General features: G+C 71.7%; 18 protein-coding genes. 14 read left to right on the forward strand and 4 right to left on the reverse strand.

Annotated features, from left to right (window positions below; all coding sequences use genetic code 11):
* Positions 1–122 precede the first annotated feature (122 nt).
* Positions 123–974, reverse strand: a complete 852-nt coding sequence (locus tag ACY34M_RS30500) for an HAD family hydrolase (RefSeq protein WP_462721577.1) — start codon at positions 972–974, stop codon at positions 123–125.
* 570 nt (positions 975–1544) lie between these two features.
* Between ACY34M_RS30500 and ssd the strand changes: the two genes are divergently transcribed.
* From ssd to ACY34M_RS30535, 7 genes are all read left to right on the forward strand, one after another.
* Positions 1545–2621: a septum site-determining protein Ssd gene (gene ssd / locus ACY34M_RS30505; RefSeq protein ID WP_462721576.1), complete on the forward strand. Its 1077-nt coding sequence runs from the start codon at positions 1545–1547 to the stop codon at positions 2619–2621.
* 118 nt (positions 2622–2739) lie between these two features.
* Positions 2740–3903, forward strand: a complete 1164-nt coding sequence (locus ACY34M_RS30510) for a TadA family conjugal transfer-associated ATPase (RefSeq protein WP_462721575.1) — start codon at positions 2740–2742, stop codon at positions 3901–3903.
* A 183-nt stretch (positions 3904–4086) separates the two neighbouring features.
* Positions 4087–4956 (forward strand): type II secretion system F family protein, encoded by an 870-nt coding sequence (locus tag ACY34M_RS30515; RefSeq protein ID WP_462721574.1) that lies wholly within the window; start codon positions 4087–4089, stop codon positions 4954–4956.
* Positions 4957–4962: 6 nt separating this feature from the next.
* On the forward strand, positions 4963–5751 hold the full coding sequence (locus ACY34M_RS30520; protein ID WP_462721573.1) for a type II secretion system F family protein: 789 nt from the start codon (positions 4963–4965) through the stop codon (positions 5749–5751).
* A 53-nt stretch (positions 5752–5804) separates the two neighbouring features.
* A complete protein-coding gene (locus ACY34M_RS30525; protein WP_462721572.1) occupies positions 5805–6038 on the forward strand; it encodes a DUF4244 domain-containing protein in 234 nt (77 codons plus the stop codon).
* Positions 6025–6387, forward strand: coding sequence for a TadE family type IV pilus minor pilin (locus ACY34M_RS30530; protein WP_462721571.1), 363 nt, complete (start codon positions 6025–6027; stop codon positions 6385–6387). The genes ACY34M_RS30525 and ACY34M_RS30530 overlap by 14 nt, the downstream gene beginning before the upstream one ends.
* 44 nt (positions 6388–6431) lie before the next feature.
* A complete protein-coding gene (locus tag ACY34M_RS30535) occupies positions 6432–6800 on the forward strand; it encodes an Rv3654c family TadE-like protein (RefSeq protein WP_462721658.1) in 369 nt (122 codons plus the stop codon).
* A 186-nt stretch (positions 6801–6986) separates the two neighbouring features.
* Here ACY34M_RS30535 and ACY34M_RS30540 read toward each other — a convergent pair whose 3' ends face one another.
* Positions 6987–9443 carry a DEAD/DEAH box helicase gene (locus tag ACY34M_RS30540; protein ID WP_462721570.1) on the reverse strand — a complete coding sequence of 819 codons (2457 nt, stop codon included), beginning with the start codon at positions 9441–9443 and terminating at the stop codon, positions 6987–6989.
* An 82-nt stretch (positions 9444–9525) separates the two neighbouring features.
* Here ACY34M_RS30540 and bldG point away from each other — a divergent pair, with 82 nt between their 5' ends.
* From bldG to ACY34M_RS30570, 6 genes are all read left to right on the forward strand, one after another.
* Positions 9526–9867 carry an anti-sigma factor antagonist BldG gene (gene bldG / locus ACY34M_RS30545; protein WP_003975386.1) on the forward strand — a complete coding sequence of 114 codons (342 nt, stop codon included), beginning with the start codon at positions 9526–9528 and terminating at the stop codon, positions 9865–9867.
* 114 nt (positions 9868–9981) lie between these two features.
* A complete protein-coding gene (locus ACY34M_RS30550) occupies positions 9982–10416 on the forward strand; it encodes an ATP-binding protein (protein ID WP_462721569.1) in 435 nt (144 codons plus the stop codon).
* Between the two features lie 288 nt (positions 10417–10704).
* Positions 10705–13113 (forward strand): sodium-translocating pyrophosphatase, encoded by a 2409-nt coding sequence (locus ACY34M_RS30555; RefSeq protein WP_462721568.1) that lies wholly within the window; start codon positions 10705–10707, stop codon positions 13111–13113.
* Between the two features lie 253 nt (positions 13114–13366).
* The gene (locus ACY34M_RS30560; RefSeq protein WP_462721567.1) at positions 13367–13948 is read left to right on the forward strand and encodes a small secreted protein; all 582 of its coding nucleotides are present in this window, start codon (positions 13367–13369) and stop codon (positions 13946–13948) included.
* A gap of 155 nt (positions 13949–14103) precedes the next feature.
* Positions 14104–15630, forward strand: coding sequence for a DUF7059 domain-containing protein (locus tag ACY34M_RS30565; RefSeq protein WP_462721566.1), 1527 nt, complete (start codon positions 14104–14106; stop codon positions 15628–15630).
* Positions 15631–15745: 115 nt separating this feature from the next.
* Positions 15746–15943 (forward strand): hypothetical protein, encoded by a 198-nt coding sequence (locus ACY34M_RS30570; RefSeq protein ID WP_462721565.1) that lies wholly within the window; start codon positions 15746–15748, stop codon positions 15941–15943.
* Positions 15944–16021: 78 nt separating this feature from the next.
* On the opposite strand, the gene ACY34M_RS30575 is transcribed toward ACY34M_RS30570, so the two are convergent.
* Positions 16022–16417 (reverse strand): DUF2752 domain-containing protein, encoded by a 396-nt coding sequence (locus ACY34M_RS30575; protein WP_462721564.1) that lies wholly within the window; start codon positions 16415–16417, stop codon positions 16022–16024.
* Positions 16418–16441: 24 nt separating this feature from the next.
* Complete coding sequence (locus ACY34M_RS30580) at positions 16442–17095, reverse strand: TM2 domain-containing protein (RefSeq protein WP_462721563.1); 654 nt, start codon at positions 17093–17095, stop codon at positions 16442–16444.
* A gap of 535 nt (positions 17096–17630) precedes the next feature.
* Between ACY34M_RS30580 and topA the strand changes: the two genes are divergently transcribed.
* The gene (gene topA / locus ACY34M_RS30585) at positions 17631–20474 is read left to right on the forward strand and encodes a type I DNA topoisomerase (protein WP_462721562.1); all 2844 of its coding nucleotides are present in this window, start codon (positions 17631–17633) and stop codon (positions 20472–20474) included.
* The last annotated feature ends 60 nt before the right edge of the window (positions 20475–20534 follow it).

Raw genomic sequence — 20534 nt, forward strand, 5'->3', positions numbered from 1 at the left:
GTTCCTCTCGGATGTCCTTGGTCTCGCGGGCCGTTGAATCCTTTGTACTCCTCCCCCGGGGGAAGCGGAAGACCCGGCCGCACTTCTTTACTTTTAGGTTCAAATAGGGCGGACCAATGGCGTCAGCGGGTGCCTGACGTCGTACGTCGCCGGTTCGCGTACCAGACCAGGCCCGCCGTCACCGCGGCCGCGCCGACCCCGGCCGCCGCGAGCAGCGCGGGCCGCGAGGGAGCCGACAGGTTCGGCAGGCGTTGCTTGAGCCGGACCGGCTTGTGGAAGTCGAGGATCGGCCACTCGCGCGCGAGGGCCTCGCGGCGCAGCGCCCGGTCCGGGTTGACGGCGTGCGGATTCCCGACCGAGCTGAGCATCGGCAGATCCGTGGCGGAGTCGCTGTACGCGTAACAGCGCGCGAGGTCGTACCCCTCCGAGCGCGCGAGGTCCTTGATGGCCTCCGCCTTCGTCGGCCCGTACGCGTAGTACTCCACCTCCCCGGTGAAGCAGCCGTCGTCGCCCACGACCATGCGGGTGGCGATCACCCGGTCCGCGCCGAGCAGCTCGCCGACCGGCTCGACCACCTCGGCGCCGGAGGTGGAGACGATCACCACGTCGCGGCCGGCGGTGTGGTGCTCCTCGATGAGGGACGCCGCCTCGTCGTAGATGATCGGGTCGATCAGGTCGTGCAGGGTCTCGGCGACGATCTCCTTCACCTGCCGCACGTTCCAACCGCGGCACAGCGCCGAGAGATACTCGCGCATCCGCTCCATCTGGTCGTGGTCGGCGCCGCCGGCGAGGAAGACGAACTGGGCGTACGCGGTGCGCAGTACGGCCCTGCGGTTGATCAGTCCGCCTTGGTAGAACGACTTGCTGAACGTGAGCGTGCTCGACTTAGCGATGACCGTCTTGTCCAGGTCAAAGAACGCCGCTGTACGGGGTGTCGAGTGGGGCAAGGAGTGGTTTTCCACGAGCCCGAGCATAGGCGCCAACCATTCGGCGTAAGCTGGGGCGCGTGGGTTTGCTTGAGAAGGCTCTCGGGTACACCATGGAAGTCACGGATCGTTCGCGACCGTGCTAACCCGGTCTGGCTCCTCCCCCCCCGAGTCGGACCGTGGGGACGACCCCCGCTCTCCCCCCCGGCGGGGGTCGTCGCATGTCCGGACCCGTTTTCGGGTCCTTTTTTCATGCCCGCGAAGCGGGTCTCCAGGGCTTGCGCGCCGAGGTGGGCGCCGCCGCGGCATCGTGACGCTGTGTGATCGTCGGGCTGCTCTGCGGAGGCTTTCATGCCGAGTTCAAGGTGTCACTGGTATGGGTGACGGGGATATTCACAAGCCTTCTCGCGTCCACAGTTATTGACCAAGATCCCCACGATTTCCGGGATCGCTGCACGGTGATTCCGCACACGAAGTTCAGATCCGTGTTCATGGCCGGTTTGTTATGCCCGGGCCGTGCCGGACGGGCGGTATTCGGCGCCTTGCGCCAAGCCGACTTCGCGTGCGGAACGGATCGTCCGCACGGGCGGACGGGTGCGGCGAGAGGGGGACCGGAGCATGGCGGAAGTCATCGAGTGCGACGCGCGGGACGTGCGGCGCGCCCCGCTGATCGTGACGGAGGACGTGGAGCTGCTGGACGACCTGCTGCGGCTGTGCGCGGCGGCGGGCGTGCGGCCCGAGGTCGGGCACGGGGCGCCGGCGGGCAGAGCGGGCTGGGGCGGCTGGGAATCGGCGCCTCTCGTACTGGTCGGGGACGATGCGGCGCGGCGGCTGCGCGGGGTGTCCCGACGGCGTGGCGTGATCTTGGTTGGTCGTGATCAAGACGATTCCGGGGTGTGGCGCCGGGCCGTGGAGATCGGCGCCGACCACGTCCTCGTCCTGCCGGACGGTGAGCAGTGGCTGATGGACCGGATCGCCGATGTCGTCGAAGGAGTCGGGCGGCCCGCCCTGACCGTCGGGGTGCTCGGCGGACGCGGCGGGGCCGGAGCCTCCACGCTCGCCTGCGCGCTGGCCGTGGCGTCCGCACGGGCCGGTCGGCGCACCCTCCTGGTCGACGCGGACCCGCTCGGCGGCGGGCTCGACGTGCTGCTCGGCGGCGAGGCCGTGGAGGGACTGCGCTGGCCGGCCTTCGCCGAATCGCGGGGCCGGGTCGGCAGTACGGCCCTGGAGGAGTCGCTGCCCCGGCTGCACGATCTGCGGGTGCTCAGCTGGGACCGCGGAGACCTCGCGGCGGTGCCCCCGGAGTCGGTGCGGGCGGTGCTCGCCGCCGGTCGGCGCAGGGGCGGAGCCGTCGTGGTGGACCTGCCGCGCCGGGTCGACGCCGGATCCGTCGAGGCCCTCGCCCAGCTCGACCTGGGGCTGCTCGTGGTGCCGCCGGAGCTGCGGGCCGTGGCGGCGGCGCGCCGGATGGCGGGGGCGGCGGGGATGGTGCTGCGGGACCTGCGGGTGGTGACGGCGCCCGCGCGCGGCGCGGGAGGCCTCGCGGCGGACGAGGTGGCGCGGCTCGTCGGGCTGCCACTCGCCGGTGAACTGCCCATGGACACCGACGTGTTGAAGGCGGGGCCGCTGGGGCGGTTCTGCGGGGCGCTCTGGCAGCGGCTGCCGGTGGCGGCGGTCGAGGGGGAGGCGGCATGAGTCGGGAGAGCGGACGGTCGGGTGTCGACGGCGTGCCCGTGGAAAGCGCGGTGACGGACGGAGCGCTCGGTGCGCTCGGTGCGCGGACGGTCGAGCGGTGGGCGCGAGGAGGGCTGTCATGACCGCGGTGGTCGGGGCGCGGATGCTGGACGGCGTACGGCAGTGGCTCGCCGAGAACGGGTCGGAGGCGACCCCCGCGCGCGTGGCCGAGGCGCTGCGGGCGCAGGGGCGGATCCTGGGAGACGCCGAAGTGCTCGGCGCGGCGGGCAGGTTGCGGTCGGAGCTGGTGGGCGCGGGACCGCTGGAGCCGCTGCTCGCCGACCCCTCGGTGACGGACGTCCTGGTGTCGGCGCCGGACAAGGTCTGGGTCGACCGGGGCGGGGGCCTGGAGCCGGCCGGCGTGGCCTTCGAAAGCGCCGCCGACGTACGGCGGTTGGCGCAGCGGCTCGCGGCCGTCGTGGGGCGCCGTCTGGACGACGCGCGGCCGTGGGTGGACGCCCGGCTGCCCGACGGGACCCGGCTGCACGCGGTGCTGCCCCCGATCGCGGCGGGCTGCACCTGTCTGTCCCTGCGGGTCGTCCGGCCCCGCGCGTTCACCCTCGCCGAGCTGGTGGCGGCGGGGACGGTGCCGCCGGGCGGCGACCGAGTGCTGCGGGCGCTGCTCGACGCGCGCCTGTCGTTCCTGATCAGCGGCGGTACGGGCACGGGGAAGACGACGCTGCTGAGCGCGCTGCTCGGCCTGGTGGGGCCGCGGGAGCGGATCGTCCTGGCCGAGGACTCCGCCGAGCTGCGGCCGGACCACCCCCATGTCGTGCGGCTCGAATCGCGTCCGGCCAACCAGGAGGGCGCGGGCGCTGTCGGTCTCGACGACCTCGTCCGGCAGGCGCTGCGGATGCGGCCCGACCGGCTCGTGGTGGGCGAGGTGCGCGGCGCCGAGGTCGTCTCCCTCCTTGCCGCGCTGAACACGGGACACGAGGGCGGTTCCGGGACGGTGCACGCCAACGCGGCGAGCGATGTCCCCGTGCGCCTGGAGGCGTTGGGGACGGCGGCCGGCCTCGACCGGGCGGCGCTGCACAGCCAGTTGGCCGCAGCGGTGTCCGTGGTGCTGCATCTCGTACGGGACCGGGCCGGGCGGCGGCGGATCGCCCAGGTCCAGGTGCTGGAGCGGGACGCGGAGGGCTGGGTGCGGGCGGTGCCGGCGCTGGAGTGGGGCGAGCGGGGGTTCGTGGAGGGCGTGGGGTGGACGCGGCTCGGGGGTTTGTTGGGGGTGCACCTGGGGTGAGGTGGGGCGGCCGCCTGAGGAGGGGCGGGGCCGGTGTGTGCGTGGGTCTGCGGGAGCCGGTGGATCGGTGGATCGGTGGATCGGTGGATTGGTTGATCGGTGGGTTGGTGGGTTGGTGGGTTGGTGGGTTGGTGGGTCGGTAGGGCAGTGGGTCGGTGGAGCTGTGAAGCGGGGTGCGTGGGTGTGAGTGGGGTCCTGGGTGGTGGCGGTCCCGGAGCGGTGGCCGCGTTGGGTGTCGTGGCCGTGGCGTGGGCGGTGTGGACGCGGCAGGTGGAGGCGCGGCGGGTCCGGGCGGTGTTGGGCGTCGGGCCGGGCAGCGGGGGCGTGTCGGGGTGGCTGGCCGCGGGGGAGCGGTGGTGGACGTGGGTGCGGGCGCGGCCCGAATGGTGGTGTGCGGTCGGCGGGGTGGTGGTCGGGCTCGCCGGTGCCTCGGTGCTTCCGGTGGTCTTCGGGGTGTGCGCCGTGCCCGGAGCGAGGCGGTGGCGCGGGGCCGGGGCGGCGCGGCGGGGAAAGGAGCGGCGAGGGGAGGCGGCGATCCGGCTGTGCGGGCTGTTGGCGGGTGAGGTGCGGGCCGGGCAGCAGCCGGGGGAGGCGCTGGTGGCGGCGGTGCGTGGTTCGGGGGCGTTGACCGGCGCGGGGAGTGCGGCCGTGGTGGCGGCGGCCCGGTTCGGCGGGGATGTACCGGGGGCCCTGAGGGCGGCGGCGCGTGAGCCGGGTGCCGAGGGGCTGAGCGGGCTGGCGGCGTGCTGGCAGGTGGCGGTGGACCGGGGCGCGGGGCTCGCGTCCGGTCTCGAACGGCTCGCGGACGCGCTGCGTGCGGAGCGGGACCAACGGGCGGACTTCAGAGCCCAGTTGGCGGGCCCTTCCTCGACCGCGGTGATGCTCGCCGGCCTGCCGGTGTTCGCGCTGCTGCTCGGGGCGGCCATGGGGGCGCGGCCCCTACGGGTGCTGCTGCACACGTGGCCGGGGATCGGATGCCTGGTGGTGGGCGGGGTGTTGGAGGCCACCGGGCTGTGGTGGGCGATGCGGATCGTGCGAGGGGCGGAGGGGTGAGGGGCGATGAACGTTGTCCACAGGCTGGGGGCGGTGCTGTGTACCGCGGTGGTGCTGGTGTGGCTGGTACGGGAGATCACGGAGCGGCGGGCCGAGCGGGCCCTGAGGAGGCGACTGCGCCTCGTGCTCGAGGTGGCCGCGGCGGAACCGGCGCGGCGGGCCGTGCGACTGCCGGTCGCGGTACGGCGGTGGGTGCCGGTCGCCGGGGCGGTGTGCGCCGGGTTCGTGCTGGTCGGTGGGGTTGCCGGGCTCGTGGTCGGGGCGGTCGGCGCGGAGGGGGTGCGGCGCTGGTGGTGGCGTCGGGAGGACAGCGGGAGAGCGGGGGCAGCGGCGCGGTCGGGTGCGAAGGGCGATGCCGTGCGCCAGTTGCCGCTGGCCTCGGACCTGTTGGCGTCGTGCCTCGCGGCGGGCGCCGGTCCTGTGGAGGCGGCGCGGGCCGTCGGTGAGGCGCTGGGCGGGCCCGTCGGTCGGGGGCTCGCGCGGGGCGCGGCGCAGGTGCGGCTCGGCGGTGAACCGGGTGTGGCGTGGCGGGAGTTGGCGGCGGTGCCGGGCGCCGAGGAGCTGGTGCGGCTGTTGGAGCGGGCGGGGGAATCCGGGGCTCCGGCGGCGGAACCCGTGGCGCGGTTCGCCGCGGAGTGCAGGGCCGAGCGGGGGCGGCGCGCGACGGCGGTGGCTCGTCGGGCCGCCGTGGCGATCACGGCGCCGGTGGGCCTGTGCTTCCTGCCCGCGTTCCTGGTGGTCGGGGTGGTGCCCGTCGTGATCGGGCTCGGGGGTGGTGTCTTCGGAGGGAGGTGAGGGGCGGGCTCGGCTGCGGCGAAGACAAAAGGTTGATCAGCAAGGGAGTTGGCATGAACGGAATGCGAGTGGGGCGGGCGTGCGGGTGGCTGCGCGCAGGAGTGCGTCGATGGGTGAGGGCGGTGCGGTCCGGGCGGCGGGACGCCGGGATGGTCAGCGCCGAGTACGCGGTGGGGCTGATCGCGGCGGTGGGCTTCGCCGGGGTGCTGTACCAGGTGGTGACGAGCGACGTGGTGCAGTCGGCGCTGCAGTCCTTGGTGGCGAAGGCGCTCCATGGGTCGTTCTGAGCCCCGCGGCGACCGGGGTTTCGTGACGGCGGAGGCGGCCGTGGTGCTGCCGGTGCTCGTGGCGTTCACGATGGCGCTCGTCTGGGTGGTGCTCGCGGCGGCGGCGCAGATCCGATGCGTGGACGCCGCGCGGGCCGGGGCCAGGGCGGTGGCGCGGCAGGAGCCGAGGGCCGCCGCGGTGGCAGCGGCGCGTGCGGCCGGGCCGCCGGGGGCGCGGGTCGTGGTGGGCCGGGAGGGCGATCTGGTGCGGGTGACGGTGCGGGCCAGGTCCGTGGGGCCGCGGGCGCTCGGAGTGGAGCTGAGCGCGCAGGCCGTGGCGGCGGCGGAGGAGGCGGTGGGGCGGACGTGAGGGGGAGAAGGCGTGACCGGGGCTCCGCGACCGTGTGGGTCGCGATGGCGATGGCCGTGGTGGGTGTGGTGTTCGGGGCGGTGCTGGCCATGGGGCAGGCGGTTGAGGCGCGGCACCGGGCGGGTGCGGCGGCCGACCTGGCGGCGCTTGCGGCGGCCGATCACTGGCTGGAGGGGAGGGCGAAGGCGTGCGCGGTGGCCGGGAGGGTGGCGCGGGCGCAGGGGGCGGGGGTGGTGCGGTGTGCGGTGACCGGAGAGGTGTCGGAGGTGACCGCGGTGGCGGGAGAGCGGGGGCTCCGGGCACAGGTCCGCGCGCGGGCGGGCCCGCCGGGTCCGGTATCTCAAGCGCCTGCGGCGCTTGAGCAGCGGGGTACGGGGCAGAGCCCCGATCTTTCAAGCCCCGTCGGCGATTGAGGCGCAGGGCCCGGGCCGTCGTGAAGAGTGCGCGGCACTGGGGGGCCGCCTTGCCCACCCTGCCGCCCAAGGCGAGTCGGCATCGGCCGGTGCCGACACATCAAGCCCGCCTTTCGGACGAGAGCCCGCGGGGGCCGGGGCGGAGCCCCGAGGCGTGGGGGCGGCTGACCGCAACAGGACGGGTGACTACCCCGCCGTCTCCTTCAGCAGCACCGACAGGAGCCGCACCGCCCCCCGCTTGTGCAACGGATCGTTCCCGTTGCCGCACTTGGGCGACTGGATACAGGAGGGGCACCCGGCATCGCACTCGCAGGACGCGATCGCCTCACGGGTGGCGGTCAGCCACTCGCGGGCGGTGTGGAAGGCCCGTTCGGCGAACCCCGCCCCGCCGGGATGGCCGTCGTAGACGAAGACCGTGGGCAGGAGCGTGTCGGGGTGGAGCGGGATCGAGACGCCGCCGATGTCCCAGCGGTCGCACGTGGCGAAGAGGGGGAGGAGGCCGATGGAGGCGTGCTCGGCGGCGTGCAGGGCGCCGCCGAGGATCTCGGGGTTGATGCGGGCGGCGTCCAGCTGGTCCTCGGTGACCGTCCACCACACCGCGCGGGTGCGCAGCGTACGAGGGGGGAGGTCGAGCTTGGTCTCGCCGAGGACCTCGCCGGTGATGAGGCGGCGGCGGAGATAGCCGACGACCTGGTTCGTCACCTCGACGGAGCCGTAGCACAACCGGCCGTCGCCCCAGGGGACTTCGACGTCGGTCTCCAGGATGGAGATGGCCGTCGTGTCGCGGGCGGTGGTGGAGTACGTGGGGTTGGCGGGTTCGACCAGGGCGACGTTGTCGTCGAGGTCCAGCTTCTTCACCACGTAGGTGCGGCCCTGGTGGAGGTGGACGGCGCCGTCGTGGACCGTGGTGTGGGCGGCGCCCGCGTCGACGGTGCCGAGGAGCCGGCCGGTGCCCGACTCGACGATCTGCACGGGCGAGCCGCCCTCGCCGCGGATGTCGGCCAGGTCCGCGGCGGACTCGCGGCGCGTCCAGTGCCAGGCCTTGGTGCCGGAGCGGCGGCGCAGCAGCTTCGCCGCCTCCAGTTGCGGGAGGATCTCGCCGGTCGTCGGGCCGAAGAGGTCGAAGTCCTGTTCCGTGAGCGGGATTTCCGCCGCGGCCGCGCACAGGTGCGGAGCGAGGACGTACGGGTTGTCGGGGTCGAGGACCGTCGACTCGACCGGCTGGTCGAAGATCGCCTCGGGGTGGTGGACGAGGTAGGTGTCCAGGGGGTCGTCGCGGGCCACCAGGACCGCCAGCGCGCCCTGGCCCGAGCGCCCCGCCCGGCCGGCCTGCTGCCACAGCGACGCGCGCGTACCCGGGTAGCCGGAGATCAGGACCGCGTCCAGGCCCGAGACGTCGATGCCGAGTTCGAGGGCGGTGGTGGCGGCGAGGCCGAGGAGCTCGCCGGAGTGCAGGGCCGCTTCGAGGGCGCGGCGTTCCTCGGAGAGATAGCCGCCGCGGTAGGCCGCGACCCGCCGGGCGAGCGAGCGGTCGACCTCGGCGAGCCGCTCCTGGGCGATCACCGAGATCAGCTCGGCGCCGCGCCGGGAGCGTACGAAGGCGACGGAGCGCACGCCCTGGACCGCGAGGTCGGTCAGGAGGTCGGCGGTCTCGGCCGTCGCCGTGCGCCGCACTGGTGCGCCCTTCTCGCCCTGCATCTCCGTCAGCGGGGGCTCCCAGAGGGCGAAGACCAGCTCGCCGCGCGGCGAGGCGTCGTCCGCGACCTCAAGGACCGGAAGGCCCGTCAGCCGCTGGGCGGAGACGGCCGGTTCGGCGGAGGTGGCTGACGCCAGCAGGAAGACGGGGTCGGATCCGTAGCGCGCACATATGCGGCGCAGTCTTCGCAGCACCTGCGCAACGTGCGAGCCGAAGACACCGCGATAGGTGTGGCACTCGTCGATCACGACGTACTTGAGCGCCTTGAGGAAGGAGGACCAGCGCGGGTGCGAGGGAAGGATGCCCCGGTGCAGCATGTCGGGGTTGGTGAGGACGTAGTTGCCGTACTGCCGTACCCACTCGCGTTCCTCGAACGGGGTGTCGCCGTCGTAGACCGCGGGGCGAATCGCCGTACCGAGCGGTTGTGAAAGTTCCTTCACGGATCGGCACTGGTCCGCCGCGAGCGCCTTCGTCGGAGCGAGGTACAGCGTGGTCGCGCCACGCCCGTTCGGCGCCTCCGCTCCGTCGAGCAGTGTGGACAGGACCGGGGCCAGGTAGGCGAGGGATTTCCCGGAGGCCGTGCCGGTGGCGACGATCACCGAGTCGCCGTCCAGGGCGTGCTCCGCCGCGAGTGCCTGATGGGCCCAGGGATGCGCGATTCCGGCGGCCTGCACGGCCGCGATGACCTCGGCCCGGATCCGATCCGGCCAGACGGCATGACGGCCCGGACGAGGGGGCAAGTGCTCCGTATGGGTGATGCGCGCAGCCCTGCTCGGACCCGAGGCGAGCCGGTCGAGGACCGCACCGGGAGAGGGGCGGTCTGCGGCGGCTGCCGAGGGTCGTTCGGATCGGAGATTCTTGGCCATCGGCACCGAGTGTGTCACTGGCGTGACGGACAATGCTCTCAAGGCGTCGTGCACGCCTGCCGGTAAGTGATTGAATGCCATCGCGGCTGGCGAACCGTCCCGGGGGATCAAGCCGAGGTGTCCCCGAGGGGCGACCGCTCGATAGCAAGGTGCTGGAGGATCCGTGGACCTGTCCCTGTCGACCCGTACCGTCGGCGATCGTACGGTCGTCGAGGTCGGTGGCGAAATTGATGTGTATACCGCGCCCAAGCTGCGCGAGCAGCTGGTCGAGCTGGTGAATGACGGCAGTTTCCACCTTGTCGTCGACATGGAGGGCGTGGACTTCCTCGACTCCACCGGGCTCGGCGTGCTGGTCGGCGGTCTGAAGCGCGTGCGCGCCCACGAGGGCTCGCTGCGCCTGGTGTGCAACCAGGAGCGCATTCTCAAGATTTTCCGTATCACCGGACTGACCAAGGTGTTCCCGATCCACACCTCGGTCGAGGAAGCCGTCGCGGCGACCGACTGATCCGGTCGATGCCGGTGGTGACACCGGCGGAGACAGGGGATCGGACGGCCCTGGCCGGCCGGTCCCCTGGAGCACGCTCGAACCACCGTGGGCCCGTCTGTCCGAGGGGGATGCATGGCCACTGTCGAACTGCGCTTCAGCCCACTGCCCGAGCACGTCAGGACGGCCCGCCTCGTGGCGGCCGCCGTGGCGCGCAGGGCGGGCGTGGACGAGGCCGTGCTCGACGAGGTCAGGCTCGCCGTCGGTGAGGCCTGCAGCCGCGCGGTCGGGCTGCACCAGAGCAGCGGCATTTCGGCGCCGGTGCGGGTGGCCCTGATCGAGGAGGAGAAGCAGTTCTCCATCGAGGTCGGGGACGAGGCGCCGCGCACGCCGCCACCGTCGGCCGCGGCCGGCGGCGCGGGCTCCGCCGAGGACCTGGCGGCCGAGGGCGAGGACGAGATGGGCCTCGCCGTCATCAGCGGCCTCGTGGACGATCTCGAGGTCACCGCGGACACGGACGGCGGACTCATCCGGATGAGTTGGCCGACCCTCCCCGCGACGCTTCCGTAGCGCTCAGCTCGCTCAGAGATCTTTTCCAGCGGCCCCGTTCACTTCCTGGTGAACGGGGCCGCTGTTGTGTTCCCCGAGGTCACGCAGCGTTTATTGAGATCATTTCTATCGGCCTCACCCGCTAATGGCTTGAATGCATTACGCATTCCTCTTCGCGTGTCTGGCCGAGGTTCACCGAACATTTGCTGGGTAGGAAACAATTCCGTTTGCCGCGCCCTGTTTTGATCAGGGTCCGCTCCCTACAATCCGTCCACATCTTGAGCTCAGTCCAAGCGTCAAGGAGGACGAATGGCGGAGCCCTCTACCCCTTCTACGTTCGCAGCCGCAGTTCTCACCGACGACAACAGATTGATCGTCGTCGTCATCGCCGTCGTCGCGCTCGCGGCGCTCGCCGTCGCCGGGGTCCTGGTGCGCCAGGTACTCGCGGCCGGTGAGGGCACGGACTCCATGAAGAAGATCGCGGCCGCGGTCCAGGAAGGCGCGAAAGCCTATCTGGGCCGACAGTTGCGCACGCTCGGCGTATTCGCCGTCGTGGTGTTCTTCCTGCTCATGCTGCTTCCGGCGGACGACTGGAATCAGCGCGCCGGCCGGTCGATCTTCTTCTTGATCGGCGCGGTGTTCTCGGCCGTCACCGGCTATATCGGAATGTGGCTCGCGGTGCGCAGTAATGTGCGCGTCGCCGCCGCCGCGAGAGAAGCGACCCCGGCGGAAGGCGAGCCGGAAAAGGATCTCACCACCGTCTCGCACCACGCCATGAAGATCGCTTTCCGTACGGGCGGCGTCGTCGGCATGTTCACGGTGGGGCTCGGTCTGCTCGGTGCCTCCTGTGTCGTCCTCGTCTACGCGGCCGACGCGCCCAAGGTCCTGGAGGGCTTCGGTCTCGGCGCCGCGCTGATCGCGATGTTCATGCGGGTCGGGGGCGGCATCTTCACCAAGGCCGCCGACGTCGGCGCCGACCTGGTCGGCAAGGTCGAGCAGGGCATTCCGGAGGACGATCCGCGCAATGCCGCGACCATCGCCGACAACGTGGGCGACAACGTCGGAGACTGCGCGGGAATGGCAGCCGACCTCTTCGAGTCGTACGCCGTCACGCTGGTCGCCGCGCTGATCCTCGGCAAGGCGGCCTTCGGCGACGCCGGACTGGCGTTCCCGCTGATCGTCCCCGCGATCGGGGTCGTCACGGCGATGATCGGCATCTTCGCCGTCGCGCCGCGCCGCTCCGACCGCTCCGGGATGAGCGCCATCAACCGCGGGTTCTTCATCTCCGCGGTGATCTCGATCGTGCTCGTGGCCGTCGCCGTCTTCGCCTACCTGCCGGGTTCGTACGGCGACCTGGAGGGTGTCACCGACGGCGCGATCAGCGGGAAGGACGGCGATCCGCGGATCCTCGCGGTCGTCGCCGTGGCGATCGGCATCGTGCTCGCGGCCCTCATCCAGCAGCTCACCGGCTACTTCACCGAGACGAACCGGCGCCCGGTCAAGGACATCGGCAAGACGTCGCTGACCGGCCCCGCGACGGTCGTGCTCGCCGGCATCTCCATCGGCCTGGAGTCGGCCGTCTACACGGCGGTGCTGATCGGGCTCGGCGTGTACGGGGCGTTCCTGCTCGGCGGTACGTCGATCATGCTCGCCCTGTTCGCGGTCGCACTGGCCGGTACGGGGCTGCTCACCACGGTCGGCGTCATCGTCGCCATGGACACCTTCGGCCCGGTCTCCGACAACGCGCAGGGCATCGCCGAGATGTCCGGCGACGTCGAGGGCGCGGGCGCGCAGGTGCTCACCGACCTGGACGCCGTGGGCAACACGACGAAGGCCATCACCAAGGGCATCGCCATCGCGACGGCCGTGCTCGCGGCCTCCGCGCTGTTCGGCTCGTACCGGGACGCGATCGTCACGGCGGCGCACGACGTCGGCGAGAAGGTCGGTGCGGGCGGCCCGATGAACCTGGTGATGGACATCTCGCAGCCCAACAACCTGGTGGGCCTCATCGCCGGAGCCGCGGTGGTGTTCCTCTTCTCCGGGCTCGCCATCAACGCCGTGTCACGGTCGGCGGGTTCCGTGGTCTACGAGGTGCGCAGGCAGTTCCGCGAGCACCCCGGAATCATGGACCACACGGAGGAGCCGGAGTACGGGCGCGTGGTCGACATCTGCACGAAGGACGCGCTGCGGGAGCTCGCCACGCCCGGTCTGCTCGCCGTGCTGGCGCCCATCGCGGTCGGCTTCACGCTCGGCGTCGGCGCGCTCGGCGCGTATCTGGCGGGGGCGATCGGGACGGGCACGCTGATGGCCGTCTTCCTCGCCAACTCCGGCGGCGCCTGGGACAACGCCAAGAAGCTCGTCGAGGACGGGCACCACGGCGGAAAGGGCAGCGAGGCGCACGAGGCGACGGTCATCGGTGACACGGTCGGCGACCCGTTCAAGGACACCGCGGGCCCCGCCATCAACCCGCTGCTGAAGGTAATGAACCTCGTGGCGCTGCTCATCGCGCCCGCGGTGGTCAAGTTCAGCTACGGGGACGATGCGAGCCCGGGCGTGCGGATCGCGGCGGCGGTCCTCGCGCTCGCCGTGATCATCGGTGCCGTGTACATGTCCAAGCGGCGCGGCATCGCGGTCGGTGACGAGGACGGCGACGCGGGCGGATCAGGGCGGGTGCCGGAACAGGCGGACCCCGCCGTGGTGTCGACCTCTCGGACATGAGCGGAGGTTCGTATCTGATCTGAGCGCACGTCAGTACGACAACAGGTGGGCGGACAGCCTCTTTTGACGGGCTGTCCGCCCACTCGTGTGTTCTGGCGTAGTTTTCCTACGTCTGCGCTGTGGAGCCCTCCGGTTCCAGTGAGCCTTCTCTCTCTTGGTGCAAATGGCTGCTAAAGGCCAATAAAGTGGTCGTATAGGACGCCCGGCGTGCGATTGTCGTGTGCGTGGCGTGTAAGTTCCGGGGCCGAGAGCCATGGAAGGGACCAATCCGGTGAACAAGAAGCTTGCTGCCGCACTGTCCGGCGGTGCGGTACTGGTACTGGCGTTGTCGGGCTGCAGCGACGACAGCAACGAGAAGCTGAACTCCTGGGCCAAGACGGTCTGCGACAAGGTCCAGCCGCAGGCGAAGAAGATCGAGGCCGCGAACGCCGCGATCCAGAAGGAGACCTCGGACAACAGCGAACCCAAGCAGGTCCAGAAGACGGACTCGCAGGCGTTCCAGGACATGTCCGACGCGTACAAGGCGATCGGTGACGCGGTCGACAAGGCCGGGGCTCCGCCGGTCGACGGCGGTGAGAAGAAGCAGACGAACGCCGTCAAGGAACTGGACAAGATCTCCACGTCCTACGCCGACCTGAGGAAGAAGGTCGACAAGCTCGACACGGGCGACCAGGCGAAGTTCGCCGACGGGCTCAAGGACATCGCCGGCCAGCTGGACACGCTGAGCCAGGACGGCAGCGATGCGCTCAAGAACCTCGAGGAGGGGGACGTGGGCAAGGCGATGGCGAAGCAGGAGAGCTGCAAGAGCGCTTCCGCCACGCCTTCGGGGTCCTAGGTCTCGCGGATCGTTTCGGCGCCTCCGGGGTTGCACTTTCTGTGCCGCACCGGGGGCGCCGTCGTGTTTTCGTGACACCGCGCCGTGGGCTGTGCCCACCCGTTCCGCCCTGCGGAACGCCTGCCCACAGCCGTGTGTGCGTTCACAATGGTGGGGTGAGTTCTTCCGTTTCTGTGCCGCTGCCCTCCGTTGATCGAAACGACGTCGCCCAGTCGCTGCGTGACGCCCTGCTCTCCGCCGAGTTCACTGCCGACGGGCTGCTCGAACTGCTCGGGGCGCCCGCCTACGCGGCGCTCGCGCGCAGTGAGACCGTGCCCGCGCTGCGGGCCACCCGTGGCGAGCGGCCCCTGGAGACGCTCGTACGACTGTTCCTGTTGCAGCAGCCCGCACCGCGCGAGCGGGTGGCCGAGGTGCTGCCGCTCGACGCCTGCCTGGAGAGCGGGTGGCTGCGGGCCGTCGGGGGCGACGAGGTCGCGGCGAGCGTCGACGTACGCCCGTACGGCGGACCCGAGGGCGAGGACTGGTTCATCGTGTCCGACCTCGGGTGCGCGGTCGGCGGCGCCGGGGGCATCGGCAGCCGCGAGGAGGGCGTCGTGCTCGGGGTCGGCGGGGCGTCCACCACGCTCGCCGGGATCACCGTGCGCGAACCCGTCGACTCGGCCCTCGACCTCGGCACCGGCTCCGGGATCCAGGCGCTGCACGCGGCGCGCCACGCCACACGGGTCACCGCGACCGACCTCAACCCCCGCGCGCTGCACATGACCGCGCTGACCCTCGCGCTGTCCGGCGCGCAGGAGGCCGAGCTGCACGAGGGCTCGCTGTACGAGCCCGTGGGCGACGCGACGTACGACCTGGTCGTCTCCAACCCGCCGTTCGTGATCTCGCCGGGGGCCCGCCTCACGTACCGGGACGGCGGCATGAGCGGGGACGATCTGTGCCGCTCGGTCGTTCAGGGGGCGGGGGAGCACCTGAACGACGGGGGATACGCGCAGTTCCTCGCCAACTGGCAGCACGTGGAGGGGGAGGAGTGGACCGAGCGGCTGCGCTCCTGGGTGCCGCGCGGCTGTGACGCCTGGATCGTGCAGCGCGAGGTGCAGGACATCGCGCAGTACGCCGAGTTGTGGCTGCGCGACGCCGGAGACCACCGTGACGACCCGGCCGAGTACGCGGCCCGGTACGACGCGTGGCTCGACGAGTTCGAGGCGCGCAAGGTGCGGGCCGTCGGCTTCGGCTGGATCACGCTCAGGAAGACCGGTTCCGCGGAGCCGTCGATCGTCGTCGAGGAGTGGCCGCACCCGGTCGAGCAGCCGCTCGGCGACACCGTGCGCGCGCACTTCGAGCGGGTCGACTGGCTGCGCGAGCACGACGACGCGGCGCTGCTCGGCGCGCACTTCAAGCTGGCCGGTGAGGTCGTGCAGGAGCAGGTCGGGCTGCCGGGCGCCGAGGACCCGGAGCACGTCGTGCTGCGGCAGGGGCGCGGGATGCGCCGGGCGACGAAGGTGGACACCGTCGGCGCCGGCTTCGCGGGCGTGTGCGACGGCTCGCTGAGCGCCGGGACGATCCTGGACGCCATCGCCCAACTCATGGGCGAGGACCCGGTGTCGCTGCGCGACCGTACGCCCGCGCAGATCCGCACGCTGGTCGAGCAGGGCTTCCTGGAGCCGTTCACGCCCGTCGACTGAATCGGCCGCCCGCTCTTTCCCTTGTCGCGTACGGGAGTTCATCCGGGGTTCGGCTGCCCGTGTCAGCGTCGCCCGCCTGGGTACCGGAATCGGCCCTAGGCGGGGAGGCAAGGCAATGGAGAGTGTTCCTGCGGTGTTCGCGGGCGCGGTGTTCGGGTTGTTCGGAGCGGGCTTGTTGACGTGGACCGGGGCGCGTGTCGCGCATCGTGAGCCGGTTGCGTACGGGGCGCGCCCTGTGACCGCGATGGTGCTCGCGGGGGTGACCGGCGCGGCGGCGCTGGCGCTCGCCGTGTGGTGCTTCGGCCGGGTCTAGCCCGGATCGGGAGGGGCTGCTCGGGAGGGGCCGCTCAGGAGGGGCCGCTGGGGAGGGGCGCTCGGGAAGGGCCGCGCCTCAGAGCGCGTTGCGCAGCACCGCCCAGACCAGCGCCCCGGCGAGGATCGCGACCGCGCCGCGCTTCCCGATCGGCGGCGCCCAACGGCGGCCGCGCAGCCCCTCGTACACCCAATGTCCCAGCAGGGCGAGGGCGAAGGGGGCGGCGAGCAGCAGCGCGCCGTTGTCGTGCCAGGCCATGACGTACTGGCCGTGCATCAGGTCGTACGCCATCCGCGTCCCGCCGCAGCCCGGGCAGAGCAGCCCCGTGGCGAGCCGGAAGGGGCAGCCCGGCAGGACGTGACCCGGTTCGTGCGGGTCCGTGCCGTACAGGTACAGCGCGGCCGCGGCGCCCGCCGCGAGCACCCCGAGCGGGGCCGCCGCAGGGGCGCCGAACGCGCTCCTGAAGCGAGCCATGAGGGTCGCGGCGTGCGGCACGGGTCAGGAGTCCCGCAGGAGTCGGCCCTGGGAGTCGGTGGCGTTGCCGCCGGCGAGCATCATGATGCCGTCGATCAGGCCCCAGATGCCGCCGAGCCCGCAGGTCACCACGGACACGATGAGCATGGCGACGGCCATCCCGGTGTGCCCGGTGTAGAAGCGGCCCGCGCCGAAGGAGCCGAGGAAGATGCCGAGGAGACCCGCGGCGAGCTTCGTCTTGTCCGAGTACGGACGGCCGTACGGGTCGTAGCCGTAGGGCGCGGCCGGGTCGTAGGGCATGCCCATGCCGGGACCCATGCCGGGGCCGCCCATCCCCGGGCCGCCCATGCCGGGGCCGGGCGGGGGCGGGTAGGCGCCGCCGCCGGCCGGGGCGGAGCCGGGGTAGGGGTAGCCGTACCCGGGCTGACCGGGCTGACCGGGCTGGCCCTGCGGCTGGCCGGGCTGACCGGGAGGCGGCGTGCCGTAGCCGGGCTGGCCGGGCTGGCCGGAGGGAGGCGGCGGCGTGCCGTAGCCGGGCTGCGAGCCCTGCTGCGGGTAGCCGTACGGGCTCCCGCCCTGCTGGCCCGGCTGGCCCTGCTGGTCCGCCGGGGGCTGGTTGTACGGGTTCCCGCCCGGCTGGTCCTTGGGGGACTGGCCGTACGGATTGCTGTCGGACATTCGGGAAGCTCCTGGATCGATGCCTTCGGGGACGAGCCGGAGGCTCCCCGCGGGCTCCCCCAGCCACGCGCCATCTTGTCAGGGACGCCACTCCGCGTACCCGGAGGGCATGCGTCCGCCAGGGCCCGTCCGACGGATCCTGCTGGAGTCGCAGGCCCTGGTGCGCGCATCTGCGGCGTTGTCGTCGGTTGCCAACTTCCCCAAGCTCTCGGCTTCGCTCGAGCAGGGGAGGCCCCATTCGCGTTGGCGCCCTCCTCCGCCCTGCAGCTGCACGCACCAGCCCCCGCTCGCCTGCGCCGATGGCTCTGCGGTCGCCCGAATCCAGCATGATCCGTCAGAAGGGCCCTAGCCGGTCCGGGGGCAGGATCACGAGGAGTCGGGTTACCGTTCCGAGTGGCTGCTGCGTGCTTTTCCCGTTTGACACACCGGCGGGAGGTACCGTCACACTCCGCAGCAGTGCCGCGAAAACGGCACGATCCCGCGGGAGCAAGCCGTCGACAAGGCCCCGAACCGCCGACCGGAGAGAAGAGCGAAGTTGTCCCCGACCAGCGAGACCGCACAGGGCGGCCGCCGACTCGTCATCGTCGAGTCGCCCGCCAAGGCGAAGACGATCAAGGGCTATCTCGGCCCCGGATACGTCGTCGAAGCGAGCGTCGGGCACATCCGCGACCTCCCCAACGGCGCGGCCGAGGTCCCCGAGAAGTACACCGGTGAGGTGCGCCGCCTCGGTGTGGACGTCGAGCACGACTTCCAGCCCATCTATGTCGTGAACAGCGACAAGAAGGCGCAGGTCAAGAAGCTCAAGGACTTGATGAAGGAGTCCGACGAACTCTTCCTCGCCACCGATGAGGACCGCGAGGGCGAGGCCATCGCGTGGCACCTCCAGGAAGTCCTCAAGCCGAAGATCCCCGTGCACCGGATGGTCTTCCACGAGATCACCAAGGACGCGATCCGGTCCGCCGTCGCGAACCCCCGCGAGCTGAACAAGAAGCTGGTCGACGCCCAGGAGACCCGCCGCATCCTCGACCGTCTCTACGGCTACGAGGTCTCGCCGGTCCTGTGGAAGAAGGTCATGCCGCGCCTGTCGGCCGGCCGTGTGCAGTCCGTCGCCACCCGCCTCGTCGTCGAGCGCGAGCGCGACCGCATCGCCTTCCGCTCCGCCGAGTACTGGGACCTGACGGGCACGTTCGCCACGGGCCGCGCCGGTGACTCCTCCGACCCGTCGTCGCTGACCGCCCGCCTGAGCGCGGTCGACGGCAAGCGCATCGCGCAGGGCCGCGACTTCGACTCGCTCGGTCAGCTGAAGGCCGGTTCGGCGAACACGCTGCACCTGGACGAGGCGAACGCGCGGGCGCTCGCCGCCGCCCTGGAGGACACGCGGTTCTCCGTCCGCTCGGTCGAGTCCAAGCCGTACCGCCGCTCGCCGTACGCCCCGTTCCGTACGACGACGATGCAGCAGGAGGCCTCGCGCAAGCTGGGCTTCGGCGCGAAGGCGACCATGCAGGTCGCCCAGAAGCTGTACGAGAACGGCTTCATCACCTACATGCGTACGGACTCCACGACCCTGTCGGACACGGCCGTCGCGGCCGCCCGTTCGCAGGTCACGCAGCTGTACGGCAGCGACTACCTGCCGGACAAGCCGCGTACGTACGCCGGCAAGGTCAAGAACGCGCAGGAGGCGCACGAGGCGATCCGCCCCTCCGGCGACCGCTTCCGCACGCCCGCCGAGACCGGCCTGACCGGCGACCAGTTCAAGCTGTACGAGCTGATCTGGAAGCGCACCGTCGCCTCCCAGATGAAGGACGCGGTCGGCAACAGCGTCACGGTCAAGATCGGTGGCACGTCCGCCGACGGCCGCGACGCCGAGTTCAGCGCCTCCGGCAAGACGATCACCTTCCACGGCTTCCTGAAGGCCTACGTGGAGGGCGCCGACGACCCGAACGCGGAGCTGGACGACCGTGAGCGTCGCCTCCCGCAGGTCGCCGAGGGCGACAGCCTGTCCGCCGAGGAGATCTCGGTCGACGGCCACGCCACGAAGCCGCCCGCGCGCTACACCGAGGCCTCGCTCGTCAAGGAGCTCGAAGAGCGCGAGATCGGCCGCCCGTCTACGTACGCGTCCATCATCGGGACGATTCTCGACCGTGGTTATGTCTTCAAGAAGGGGACGGCCCTCGTGCCCTCCTTCTTGTCGTTCGCCGTCGTCAACCTGCTGGAGAAGCACTTCGGCCGGCTGGTCGACTACAGCTTCACCGCCTCCATGGAGGATGACCTCGACCGCATCGCGCGCGGTGAGGCGCAGGCCGTGCCGTGGCTGCGGCGCTTCTACTTCGGTGAGGCCGGAGAGGGCGAGGCCGGCCAGGGCGGCGCCGCGGACGCCGGGAACGGCGACGGGGACCACCTCGGCGGCCTCAAGGAGCTCGTGACCGACCTGGGCGCGATCGACGCCCGCGAGGTCTCGTCCTTCCCCGTGGGCAACGACATCGTGCTGCGCGTCGGCCGCTACGGCCCGTACATCGAGCGCGGCGAGCGCGACTCCGAGAACCACCAGCGCGCCGACGTCCCCGAGGACCTCGCCCCCGACGAGCTGTCGGTGGAGTACGCCGAGGAACTGCTCGCCAAGCCGAGCGGCGACTTCGAGCTGGGCGCCGACCCCGAGACCGGGCGTCAGATCATCGCCAAGGACGGCCGCTACGGTCCGTACGTCACCGAGGTGCTCCCCGAGGGCACCCCGAAGACGGGCAAGAACGCGGTGAAGCCGCGTACGGCCTCGCTCTTCAAGTCCATGTCGCTCGACACGGTGACGCTCGCCGACGCGCTGAAGCTGATGTCGCTGCCGCGCGTCGTCGGCCAGGACGCCGAGGGCGTCGACATCACCGCGCAGAACGGCCGGTACGGCCCGTACCTGAAGAAGGGCACGGACTCGCGCTCCCTGGAGTCCGAGGACCAGATCTTCGGCATCACGCTGGAGCAGGCCCTGGAGATCTACTCCAAGCCGAAGCAGCGCGGGCGCGCGGCCGCCAAGCCGCCGCTGAAGGAGCTCGGCACCGACCCGGTCAGCGAGAAGCCCGTCGTGGTGAAGGACGGCCGCTTCGGCCCGTACGTCACCGACGGCGAGACCAACGCGACGCTGCGGTCCGCGGACTCCGTGGAGGAGATCACGGCCGAGCGCGGGTTCGAACTGCTCGCCGAGAAGCGGGCGAAGGGCCCGGCCAAGAAGACCGCCAAGAAGGCGCCGGCCAAGAAGACCGCCGCCAAGAAGACGGCTGCCAAGAAGACGACCACGGCCAAGAAGACCGCGGCGAAGAAGACGACGACGGCCGCGGCGAAGAAGACCACGGCCAAGAAGGCGCCTGCCAAGAAGGCGGCTTCGGCGGAGTAGTCCGCGCTCGTGCGGAATGTGCGCCTCCCCGTGGTGTTCACGGGGAGGCGCCCACACGGG

The organism is Streptomyces sp. EDA2-14, from assembly GCF_054963755.1.